Genomic DNA, 12028 nt, shown 5'->3' on the forward strand with positions numbered 1-12028 from the left:
ATCTTCATGGGCAGTTAACATCAACAACTAATAAAATAGATTTGAGTGAAGTTGAGCTGATAGTTGCAAAATAATATTTTGTGGTTATCAGCTTTTTTTACATAAATTTAATAATATTCTCGGAGGAAACCTTTATTTGATTGGTACTGGTGAATAATGATAATGTAATGTTAAAATGAAGGTGTACGAGAGATGAGAGATTTACCATAAAAGATATAAAAATTTAAGGGAGTTAAGATAATGTATAAGAAACTAAAAGAGCACAGAATGCCATTCATCGCTATTTTTACCGTAAGTTTATTTTTGGTTTTACCTCAGATACTAAATCATAGTGTTGTTTTGGGTGCTGATTCAATATTTCATTTTAACCGTATATATGATATATATATGCAAATTAAAACAGGAAATTTTAATTTTTTTCAGTCTAATTACGGGTTTCAACAAAGCGGAAGGATAGTTAACGCCGTATATGGACCTGGTTTCGCATATATTTTAGGAATTATACTAGTAGCCGTCCATAGCTGGATAAAATTTCAAATTTTAACTTCTTTTTTACTCTTCTTCATAAGTGGTTATTCGATGTATTTTTTATCAAGAGCTATGACTGCAACAAAAAAGATTTCGTTGTTAACCGCCATCCTTTTTATGGGTAGTTTTTGGATTACTGGTTGGGAGGCAAATCAAAACTTTATGTCCTGGGGAATTATGTTAATGCCGTTAGTTGTATTATCTGGACTGAAGATGATTAATAATAATGCCGAGGATTTAAAAATTATTCCGTTAGCGCTGACTGTTGCTTTAGTCATTCAAGTTCATGTTTTAAGCGCAGTTATGTCAATTGCTGTTTTGGTTGTTTTCTTTGTAGTAGGTATGTTTCAGACGTCTGGTAAACTGAAATTATTAGTAAAATGTCTTCTAGCAGCGGTGTTAGCGTTACTCCTCACCTTTAATGTTTGGGGATCTATGTTAGAAGTCTTTACTTCAAACGCTCTCTATTCACCATTTGCTGAACATGATATGTCTAGCTGGGCAATGAATATTTCAACGGGCGATTACGATTACGTACACCTAGGTTTAGTAATGAGTGTAATTTTTATTGCACAAATTATTTTTGTCTTCTCAAAAAAAGAAAAGATATCATTGGCCAATAAAGTTGTTACGATTATCGGGGGTATATTTTTAATATTATCTTCAAACTTGATTCCGTGGGCTAGATTATCAGATTCATTTCCACAAATACAAAGTTTTTTACAATTTCCTTATCGTTTTAATGGATTTGCGATGGTCCTATTACTGGCGGGATTTGGCGCTACAATTTCTAATTTATCCGTAAAATCATTAAGAAAGAATGTTGAAATTGGGTTAATGATAGGGTGTGGGTTTATTCTATTCCAGGCGTATACATCGCTTCAAATTCGTAATGAATTCTGGCATAGTGACCAACCTATCGTTAAAAAATCAGGAATTTATTTTTTAAAACATTATAGTAGTAATCAAATTACCAATGGGTTTACTACTCCTAATCTAGGTTCGGGATTAAAAATAATTGAAAAATCAGCTCCAGATTATTTGCCTGATTATCGTACTAGACCAAGTAATAGTTATGCCGCTTATGAAAGAGAAATTATAGCTAATTATAAAAATGTAAAAAAGACGGTCAAAAATGGTACGTTAGTTGTCAAGTGGAATGCTAAAACAAAAGGGGAGCTAAAGAGATTACCAATTGTTGTCTATGAAAATTCAGTATTGTCATTAAATAAGCACGCTCTCTCTAAAGACCAAGTGAAATTATCATCAATCGGTAGTCCTACCGTAAAAGCAGATAAGAAGGGTGAAAATACATTAACCTTAAATTATCATTCAGATATGATAACGAAATTGAGATTAGTTGTGGTTGCATTAGCTTGGGTAATAAGTGTGTTATCAATAATTATTTTTTACGTTAAATCGCGTCGTAATAACTAACTATTTATAAACGGCTAATTATTGCGAATTATATTATTTATTTTTAATTAAACTATAAAAAAGGACCTGACTCAGAAATTTCTGAGTCAGGTCCTTTTACATATTATGAGAATGACATTTATTTATCTAATGACTGAAGAACGACGTGATAATTTAACGACGGCTTCAACTTTTGATGTTTGTGGGAACATATCGACTGATTGAATGTAATCAACGCGATATGATTTTGTTAATAATTCTAAATCTTTTGCGAGTGTTGAAGGATTACATGAAACATAGACGAATTTTTTAGGGCGACTCTTATTGATGGCTTCAATTAATTGATCATCTAACCCAGTACGTGGGGGATCAACAACTAAGGCATCTGGTACGAAACCTTCTTCTAACCATTTAGGCAAGATATCTTCCGCCTTGCCGACTTCATAAGTGGTATTTTCTTGATGCGAAAGAATTGCATTCTCTCTGGCATCTTCGATTGCTTCAGGCGTTGTATCCATACCACGAACTTCTTTAGCGCCATGAGCAACATAAAGTCCAACGGTACCAACACCACAGTAGGCATCAACTAATGATTCATTTTTATCTAAGTTAAGAGCTTTGTTGATTTCGTCGTATAAAACGCCAGTTTGAACCGGGTTTAATTGGAAGAAAGCACGTGCTGATAATTTGAATTTCATTTTACCGAGGCGTTCCATAATGAAATCCTGGCCGGCAATATTAATTGTTTCGTCGCCCCAAACAAGAGATGTTTCACCTTTGTTGATATTTTGCATGACTGAGGTTACCATAGGTAATTCTTCCAAAATATGCATGATTAATTCACGTTTCTTAGGTAATTTTGATGAATTCGTAATGAATGTTAATTGAACTTCACCCGTATCAAATGATTCGCGAACGGCAAGTGTTTTGATAATTCCTGATTTGGCTTCTTCATTGTAGATAGGAATTTCAAGTTCTTCTAGTAGCGCAACAACATGACGAATAACAAGCATTGTTGTTGGACGCTGTGTACTAAACTCTTTTAAATCTACTAAGTCATGACTCTTTGGTTTATAGAGTCCGGCAATCACATGTCCGTCTTGTTCGCGAACTTGGAATTGTGCTTTATTACGGTATTCGTAAGGTGTTTGCATACCAATAGTTGGTTTTAAATCGTAATGTTCATAACCGCGTGGTTTGTATCTTTCTAGAGATTGAACAATGACATCTTTTTTGAAATCTAACTGACCTTGATAGTTTAAATGTTCTAATTCGATACCACCGACTTCGCCATAAGTTGAATCTTTTGGTTCTACACGAACGGGGCTTTGTTTACGAATTTTGTGGATTTTAGCGTTAATGTAAGTTGGTGATACACTAGTGACTTCTGCCACCACAACTTCGTCTGGAAGAGCACCAGGGACGAAGGTAATCTTACGTTTATAGTAGCCGATTCCTTCACCATTAATGCCTAAGCGTTTAATAGTTAAAGGGAAGCGTGAACCGGCTTCGATTTCTGTTCCAAATTCTTGATTGTCTGCCATAGTTTTTATAAACTCCTTATTGCTTTTTTCTTATTATAACACAGGAATATTGGCATTTTGACTGTTCAAAGATATAATAACAAGATAAGCATTTAAAGGAGTCCACATGACAAAAAAAATTACAAAAATAACCACGCAGAAACGTGTTGGTCGCTACAACGTCTTTATTGATGAGAAGTATGCCTTCCCTATTGGTGAAGAAGTATTGATTTCGTTTCATCTTGCAAAGGGAATGGAACTGGACGATGCATTAATTAAAAAAATCGCTGATGCAGATGATCGATCGAAAGCGTATTCCAGAGCATTGAATTATTTGTCAACGCAAATGCGAACGGTTAAAGAAATAAAAGATTACTTGAAGAAACATGAAATTACTGAGGACGCAATTGAAGAGACGATTGAGAAGTTATATGAATTCGGATTAGTCAATGATCTTGAATATGCTAAGAGTTATGTCCGGACAATGATGCATACGTCTGATAAAGGGCCAACGGTTATTCGCCAGAAATTACGGTTAAAGGGTGTTGCAGTTGAAAGCATCGACGAAGCACTAGAAGAATTTCCAGTAGATGAACAATTGGAAAATGGCATCAAAGTAGCTGAGAAATTAGTTAAACATTACCATGATCAATCATTTAGAAATTTAATTAATAAAGTTCGCCAAGCATTAATGACAAAAGGGTTTAAATCTGATGAAGTCACACAAATTATGGATAACTTAGAACTTGAGATGGATCCTGAAGCGGAGTGGGATGCGCTTGTTAAACAAGGGGATAAGGTTTGGAAACGGCAACGAGGGTTAGAAGGTAGTCAACGTGCTATGAAAGTTAAACAGGGGTTATTCCAAAAAGGGTTCCAGTTTGACGATATTAATGAATATATTGAATTGAAAGAACAAGATGAGGCACTTGGATGATAATGTGGGATGACGCAAAAATTAAAGACTTTCAAGAAACCTTATTAACTTGGTATGACAGCGAAAAGCGCGATTTACCTTGGCGCCGGAATCATGAGCCTTACCATATTTGGGTCTCGGAAATCATGTTACAACAAACACAAGTGAACACAGTTATTCCTTACTACGAACGGTTTATGGACTGGTTTCCAACAGTCGAAAGCTTTGCGAGTGCACCAGAGGAACGAATCTTGAAGGCATGGGAAGGACTTGGTTATTACTCGAGAGTTCGAAATATGCAAAAGGCGGCTAAACAGGTTGTTCAAGATTACGCCGGTCAATGGCCGCAAACAGCCAATGAATTACAAAATTTAGTTGGCATTGGGCCATATACGGCTGGTGCTATTGCCAGTATTGCTTTTAATGAGGCCGTTCCTGCAGTTGACGGAAATGCATTTCGCGTATTTTCACGTTTGTTTGAGATTGAAGACGATATTGTGAAACCACAAACTCGAGTTATTTTTGAACATGTAATTCAACAAGTGATTTCTAAAGAACGGCCTGGTGATTTTAACCAAGCAATCATGGATTTGGGCTCGAGTTACATGACCGCTAAAAATCCTGATCCGGAGCATTCACCGGTTAAGCGATTCAACCAAGCTTATTTAGATGGGAAAGAACTTGAATTTCCAGTAAAATCTAAGAAGCCTCGTCCCGTTGAAATGGCCTATGCTGCTTTAGTGATTGAAACCGACAAAGGTTTTTTATTTGAGAAACGTTCTAGTAAAGGGATGCTCGCCAATTTATTGGCTTTTCCGTTACTTAGAGTTGATGATTTGAAAGAAAAACCGGATGATGAATTATTAACAGATGAACTGGTCATAAAATTAGATCAATGGAGTCAAGAAAACTTGAATCAACCACTCGTCTTTTCGCCATTAGAAGGACAAATGGTTAAGCATACCTTTACACATCAAAAATGGTTAATTGATCTATTTGTTGTGAAAACTAAGGCATTTGATTTAAGTTATTTCCCAGGAGAATTCATTCTGGAGAAGGATTTTGATCAAATTGCGGTTCCTAAAGTGCAACAGAAAATTTGGGATAGATATTTAAGTCTTTCTTCAAATAAATTTTAGTAAAACGGCTTATTTTTTGGTATAATTATTCTTGCAATCGATGTAAAGTGCACTATGTGTTTAGAAAGTAGGTTTTGGTAGAGATGAGTAATCAGTCAAAGGAGCCTAAAGAAGGCGACTTCATTACCATAAAGAGTTATAAACACGACGGTAGTTTGCATCGAACATGGCGTGATACGATGGTGTTGAAAACCAGTGAGAATATGATTATTGGGTGTAATGATCACACATTAGTGACCGAAGCAGACGGCCGTCGATGGGTAACCAGAGAACCCGCAATTATTTTTTTCCATAAACACTATTGGTTTAATATTATAGCCATGATACGTGATAACGGCGTTTCTTATTATTGTAATTTGGCTTCACCGGCCACGTTGGATAAGGAAGCTTTGAAATATATAGATTATGATTTAGATGTCAAAGTTTTTCCAGATGGTGAGAAACGGTTATTGGATGTAGATGAATATGCAGAACACGGGAAAAAGTGGGAATATTCTGACAATGTCGATAAGATATTGAAGCATAATGTCCGAACACTTGTGGACTGGATAGATAACGGGAAAGGGCCATTTTCTAAAGAATATATAGATATTTGGTACAATCGTTACCTCGAACTAGCGGAACGTGAGAATAAGAAATAAGGAGAAGAGGTGATTCCATGTATTCTTGTGGAATCACCTCTTCTTTTTGTGAGCTATTAACTTTTTTCTTCTTAGATTGGGAGATATGGTAACATATAAGTACGGTAATTACGAAACAATAATAGATGTGTGAATGAAAATATCTAAATGAATGGATGAAAAAATGAATACTAAAGCGAATATAAAAGATGTTGCCAGCAAGGCAACCGTGTCTATTGCAACTGTGTCACGCTTTTTGAATGGGAAAACAGAACGTATGTCTAAAGAAACTGCATTGAAGGTTCAGGCTGCAATTAAGGAATTAAATTATGTGCCTAATGACGCTGCACGCCAAATGATTACAAAAAAAAGTCGAATGATTGCCACAATTGTGGCAGATGTAGACGATTATTTTGCTACTGAGATGTTTAAGGGAATTAGCTCTATCCTGGATGCTCAAGGCTATACAGCCGTTTTGTTTGATTCTGACACTGATAAGAATAGAGAGCAAGGGATACTTAAAATTATTGGTGAAAAATCATTTGATGGCTTAATTATGCAACCGATGCTTAAAACAGAAGCGGATTTACGAGTTGCGGTCAAAAGAAATCTACCAACAATTATTGTTGATCGTGAGCTATCCGATTCGAATTTAGCTAACGTTGTCACGAATAATTTTGACATTAGCCAACAGGTAACAAAATATTATATGAATCAAGGGTTTGAGCGAGTAATTGTTATAACTGGCGAGTTATCTGGAGTCTCGACTCGAGAAGAACGATACAGCGGAATTAGGTCCGTAAGTTCCGATGCCATTTTGATGGAGGTACCAAGTGCAGATACTAAATTAAGTCATACCTATGATAAGCTGAAGAATACATTGATACGCGATGATAAAAGAACCGTTATATTTGCACTAAAAGAGCGCTGGTTATTGCACCTTTTGCCTAAAATTATGGCTGACGGGTTTATGGCTAACCAACAAGTGGCGGTGACAGGTTTTTCTGATACTGAAGTTATTAAAGCCATTAATCCGGGAACATCATTAATTAATCAAAACCCATTTCTATTGGGTGCTAGTGCAGCAGAATTATTGTTGAATGAATTAAACGGCGAGATAGTAACCAAAAATAAAAAAATAATTATTCCTGCTGAATTTAAATAGACAATTGGAAATAGACTTACCTTTAATGGCAAGTCTATTTTTGTAAAGAAATATAAATTGAAAAGGCCGTTGTGTAAACGTTTACCTAAGTTCTTGGAATTTAATTGATTTTAACCCTTGCATTATTTAAAATAAGTATATATAATATGTCGTGTAAACGTTTACCTAATTAATTTTAGGACATCTATATAAACTAATTGGAGGCGCTAAAAATGGATAAAAGAACTTTTTTAGATGTAGATAAATTTGCATTAGGGTTTGCTTCAACAACTGTAGAATCCAAGTTTGAAGACGAAAATATGGTTAAAACGGCAAAAAATTTTCTTGCTGCATACTTAACGGCCTATTACTTAGCGGAAAATTTCAACGAAATTGAACGAGAAAATTTTGATAACAACAATGAAGAAAAATTTGAAGATATGAATTTTGAAACATTGATGAGTCGGGTAAAGAAACTCAATAAATATTAATATCGGGGGAGAAAAATAATGACAGTTATCTTAAATACATGGATTTTTGAAAATGATGTAAAAAATGGAGTCAAGCAGGACGAACTAATTGATCGCGTTTCAAAATTGGACGTTGATGGTATTGAAGTTAGACGTGAGTATTTTAAAGATTTAGCTGTAGAGTTACCAATTGTTGCGAAAAAAGCGATGCAATATAAGCTATTAATAAATTATAGTGTCCCAGATCAAGTATTTTTAGACAATGGTATGTTAAATCCTAAATTAGCTATGTACTTTGAAGAAGGATTAATTATGGGCATAAAAAAAATTAAATTTAATATTGGAAATTTTGCCGCATTTACAGGAGATCTAAAACAGGCGTTAAGCACATTTCCATTAGATAAAATCAAGATGAATGTTGAAAATGATCAAACTGAATTAAGTGGAAGTGTTGAAGCGTTGGTAACATTTTTAGAGAGTACCAAACAACATGATATACCAGTCGGTTACGTTTATGATCTTGGTAACTGGGCATTTACGAAGCAAGATGCACTTAAGAGTGCAGACTCATTATCGCAGTATACAGATTATATTCATTTAAAAAATGTCATTAATAATGATGGTAGTTTAGTAACATCTGCAAATTTAGATGAAGGAATGTTTAATTGGCGTGTTATTTTGAAACACTTACCAAAAAATGTGGCTTTTGCACTTGAATTTCCAATGGATACTAAAGCCCTTATTCAGTCTCAAATTACACTACTAAAAAAAGAAATCGAGGAGTAAATTATGGAAACGCTAATACCGATTCTGTTACTAGTTACTTTCGTTGGCTTCATCGTTTATATTTTAAAGGGTGGAAATATTATGATTGGCTTTTTCGTAATGGCAATTCTATGGTCCGTTATTGGCCAAATTCCGTTTGATAAAGCTGTTCAAAAAGTTTTTGCCGAGCCCGCTCTGAACTATGGACCAACTATTATCTATATTGCATTTGGGTCATGGTTTGGTAGGGTTCTGGTCGATAGTGGAATCGCACCCGCAATTTCAGAAGCAACAAAAAAAGTGGGGAAGAAACGTCCCTTGATAGCCGCAATTCTGATTGTTTTCGTTACAGCGTTTATATTTGTAAGCGCATACGGAGTTGGTTCTGTCATTGCTATTGGGGTTATTCTACTTCCAATTATGTTATCTCTTGGTATTCCAAGGGATATCGCCTTGACTGCCTTCGTAATGTCAATTGGTGCACCCATGTATATTAATGTTGTTTTATTCAATCAAATTAAAGCATTTTTTCCGAATGCCATTTACGGCGGTCAATATCTAATATTTGGATGGACCGCAATGGTAGTTCAATTGATGGCCGTTGTTATCTTCCTAGTGTTGCATCGTAAGAAGTTTACCCAAGAAAATGTTGATGCTAATCTTAAAATTATTGGTGAAACGCAACAAGATGATGAAGGTCGTCATATTCCTAAAATAGCCTTCATAGCCCCAATTATTCCTGTTGTGATGAATATGGTATTTGGTTGGGATGCCATCCCTGGACTGACATTAGCAACGTTGTTTGCTATTCTTGTGACCGGAAATATGAAAGGGTACAAAAGTTTCGTTCAATTCTTGAATAGTACCATTCAAAAAGCAATTGGTGATATCGCAGGTTTAATTATGTTTTTAATGGCATTAGTTATGTTCGCCGGTGCCGCCCAATTGAATGCCGTTAGATTTCAGTCTATGTTTAGCATGATACTACCCCACAATCATTTGATTTTAGCTATTGTTTTTGGCATATTAGCGCCACTTGCTTTATTTAGAGGTCCCTTACATGTATGGGGCGCTGGTGCTGCGACTGCTGCAGTTCTTTCGGGAACTGGATTGTTCAATGATGCATTTTTATTACCTTTACTTTATGTGCCAGCACTTCTTGCAGTTTCAACGGGAATTACACAATCGTGGAATGTTTGGGGACTTGATTATATGAAAGTCCAATCAAAAGATTTATTAAAACGAGGCGTCCCAATTATGTGGTTTGTTTCTATTATTAATGAAGTTTTAGTTTATTACTTTTTCGGTTAAAATAAAAAAGACGTGAAGGGAAGAAAACATAATGAGTGAAGTTATAACAATTGGAGAACCAATTATTACGTTTGCATCAAAAGATATGGATCAAAGTTTGTCGGAATCAGTTAATTATTTAAAAATATTAGGTGGTGCTGAACTAAATGTGGCAATTGGAGTTAAACGGCTGGGACATGATGTTGAGTATGTATCTCGTGTTGGAACAGAGCCTTTTGGACAATACGCAAAGAGCGTCATTTCTGGACATGGTGTCGGCATTGACTATATCAGTGAAAGTGAAAATCATTGGACTGGTCATCAACTGAAACAACTAGTGTCCACTGGAGATCCCGAGACATTTAACTATCGTAAAGGATCGGCTGCTGCACATTTAACAAGTGATCGAATTGATGCAATTAATTTGGATGACGTAAAGATTGCGCATATGTCTGGTATTTTCCCCGCCATTTCAGATATCGCCGAAAAAACATTTAGAACTTTGTTAACAAGGCTTGTGGATAACAAAAAATTTATTACGTTTGATCCCAATCTACGACCAACATTGTGGAAAAGTAAGGATTATATGGTTTCAACAGTTAACGAACTGGCAAGTTATGCAGACGTCGTTTTACCAGGAGTTGAAGAAGGTAAAATTCTGATGGGCAGCGATGATCCAGAAGCGATTGCCGACTTTTATTTAAAAGGGGAACGAACAAAGACGGTTATTGTTAAAATAGGAGCAAGCGGCGCTTTTATCAAAAATAAAGATGGAAGCACAAAAACAATTAAAGGGTTCAAGGTTGATAAAGTTGTAGACACTGTAGGCGCGGGGGATGGATTTGCACTAGGTGTCATTACAGCACTGTTGGAAAATAAATCAATGGAATCAGCTGTTTTACGAGGAAATGCGGTTGGTGCGCTTCAAGTTCAGACGCCAGGAGATAATGATGGTTACCCAACGCCCGAAGAGTTACAAGAATTTTATAAAAAAGAAGGGGTACAAGAATGATGAAACTACAAGTTGCAATTGATCGCGTTACGTTAGAAGAGTTTCAGAACAGTGTTATTAAGTTGGACGGTATTGTTGATGTAATTGAGGTTGGGACTTCCCTAATTAAGGACTATGGCATGGATTCATTGAAATCAATTGTTTCACGTATCAAACAATCAGAAGTTTTATTCGATTTAAAAACGATCGATGAGGGTACTTATGAATTCGAAAAAGGCTTCACTGCGGGTGCAGATACGTTAACCGTTATGGCAAGTTCATCAATTGATACAATTGAACAAGTTTATGCATTAACGGTTAATCAAGAGAAAAAAATGTTAATAGATTTGTTGGCAGTTAACGATGAAAAAATTGAAGAATTGCGACAATTTGATAAAGCAATTTTTGGCTTGCATTATTCACATGATAATAAGAATCAAGATTTTGACGCGGTTAAAGCTGTTGAACAATTTCATAACAACTTTCCCAATATTAAAAATATTGCGGTTGCTGGTGGCATTGATATTGAACAGGCAAGCAGATTGGCGAAGCAAAGAATTGTTGAAAGAATTATTGTTGGTGGTAAAATAATGAATAATGAGACACCAGTGGAGATGGCGAAAAAATTTATGGAGGTTATTAAATGAGTTTACTTAATGAAATAATGGATGAAATAAATTCGGTTATTGGACAGGTTAGTGATGATCAATTAAACAATGCTGAAAAGTTGATTACAAAAGATAAAAGAATTTTCATTTTAGGTGCTGGTCGTTCTGGGCTTATGGCAAAAGGTTTTGCAATGCGTTTAATGCATATTGGTTATACCGTTTTCGTAATTGGTGAAACTATCACACCATCAATCGCAAAAGGGGATGTACTAGTGTCTGTTTCCGGATCAGGAACAACTAAAAGTGTTCTTGAACCAACAGAAAGTGCCAAAAAAATTGGTGTTAAGGTGATTGGACTTACAAGTAATGGAACATCTCCGCTAGCTCAAGTTTCAGATGCGGTGATTGTTGTTCCAGGCGCAACGAAGGCTGACAACAGTGTAAAATCAATTCAATTATTGAGTACATTGTTCGATCAAAGTGTGCATATTACGATGGATGCCCTGGTGTTAAAGGTTAGTCGTAGAGATAACGTATCTAACGACCAGGCTAAGGCGACACATAGTAATATGGAATAAAATAAAGATGTCTTACAATTAAGCGTTAAAAGAGTAATGC

The 12028-nt window shown here is 35.6% G+C and carries 12 protein-coding genes; 11 read left to right on the forward strand and 1 reads right to left on the reverse strand.

Features of this window, described 5'->3' with window-relative positions; genetic code table 11:
- The first annotated feature begins 387 nt into the window (after positions 1–387).
- Complete coding sequence (locus tag FC66_RS01700) at positions 388–1965, forward strand: 6-pyruvoyl-tetrahydropterin synthase-related protein (RefSeq protein WP_479427141.1); 1578 nt, start codon at positions 388–390, stop codon at positions 1963–1965.
- Positions 1966–2087: 122 nt separating this feature from the next.
- Here FC66_RS01700 and rlmD read toward each other — a convergent pair whose 3' ends face one another.
- Positions 2088–3488 (reverse strand): 23S rRNA (uracil(1939)-C(5))-methyltransferase RlmD, encoded by a 1401-nt coding sequence (rlmD, locus tag FC66_RS01705; RefSeq protein WP_057973651.1) that lies wholly within the window; start codon positions 3486–3488, stop codon positions 2088–2090.
- Positions 3489–3594: 106 nt separating this feature from the next.
- Between rlmD and recX the strand changes: the two genes are divergently transcribed.
- The 10 genes from recX to hxlB all read left to right on the forward strand — a co-directional run bounded on the left by recX (position 3595) and on the right by hxlB (position 11988).
- Complete coding sequence (gene recX / locus FC66_RS01710; RefSeq protein WP_057973652.1) at positions 3595–4404, forward strand: recombination regulator RecX; 810 nt, start codon at positions 3595–3597, stop codon at positions 4402–4404.
- Positions 4401–5522 (forward strand): A/G-specific adenine glycosylase, encoded by a 1122-nt coding sequence (mutY, locus tag FC66_RS01715; protein WP_057973653.1) that lies wholly within the window; start codon positions 4401–4403, stop codon positions 5520–5522. The genes recX and mutY overlap by 4 nt, the downstream gene beginning before the upstream one ends.
- Before the next feature lie 83 nt (positions 5523–5605).
- Positions 5606–6163 carry a nucleoside tri-diphosphate phosphatase gene (gene ntdP / locus FC66_RS01720; protein WP_057973654.1) on the forward strand — a complete coding sequence of 186 codons (558 nt, stop codon included), beginning with the start codon at positions 5606–5608 and terminating at the stop codon, positions 6161–6163.
- A gap of 163 nt (positions 6164–6326) precedes the next feature.
- The gene (locus FC66_RS01725; RefSeq protein WP_057973655.1) at positions 6327–7307 is read left to right on the forward strand and encodes a LacI family DNA-binding transcriptional regulator; all 981 of its coding nucleotides are present in this window, start codon (positions 6327–6329) and stop codon (positions 7305–7307) included.
- A 212-nt stretch (positions 7308–7519) separates the two neighbouring features.
- Positions 7520–7777 (forward strand): hypothetical protein, encoded by a 258-nt coding sequence (locus FC66_RS01730; protein WP_057973656.1) that lies wholly within the window; start codon positions 7520–7522, stop codon positions 7775–7777.
- A gap of 18 nt (positions 7778–7795) precedes the next feature.
- Positions 7796–8542 carry a sugar phosphate isomerase/epimerase family protein gene (locus FC66_RS01735; RefSeq protein ID WP_057973657.1) on the forward strand — a complete coding sequence of 249 codons (747 nt, stop codon included), beginning with the start codon at positions 7796–7798 and terminating at the stop codon, positions 8540–8542.
- A gap of 3 nt (positions 8543–8545) precedes the next feature.
- On the forward strand, positions 8546–9832 hold the full coding sequence (locus tag FC66_RS01740) for a hypothetical protein (protein ID WP_057973658.1): 1287 nt from the start codon (positions 8546–8548) through the stop codon (positions 9830–9832).
- A 31-nt stretch (positions 9833–9863) separates the two neighbouring features.
- Positions 9864–10823 carry a sugar kinase gene (locus FC66_RS01745; protein ID WP_057973659.1) on the forward strand — a complete coding sequence of 320 codons (960 nt, stop codon included), beginning with the start codon at positions 9864–9866 and terminating at the stop codon, positions 10821–10823.
- Positions 10823–11449 (forward strand): orotidine 5'-phosphate decarboxylase / HUMPS family protein, encoded by a 627-nt coding sequence (locus FC66_RS01750; protein ID WP_057973936.1) that lies wholly within the window; start codon positions 10823–10825, stop codon positions 11447–11449. The genes FC66_RS01745 and FC66_RS01750 overlap by 1 nt, the downstream gene beginning before the upstream one ends.
- Entirely contained in the window at positions 11446–11988 is a 543-nt protein-coding gene (hxlB, locus tag FC66_RS01755) for a 6-phospho-3-hexuloisomerase (protein ID WP_057973660.1), read from the forward strand. The genes FC66_RS01750 and hxlB overlap by 4 nt, the downstream gene beginning before the upstream one ends.
- Positions 11989–12028 lie beyond the last annotated feature (40 nt).

This window comes from Dellaglioa algida DSM 15638, from assembly GCF_001434695.1.
GTDB classification, from domain to species: domain Bacteria; phylum Bacillota; class Bacilli; order Lactobacillales; family Lactobacillaceae; genus Dellaglioa; species Dellaglioa algida.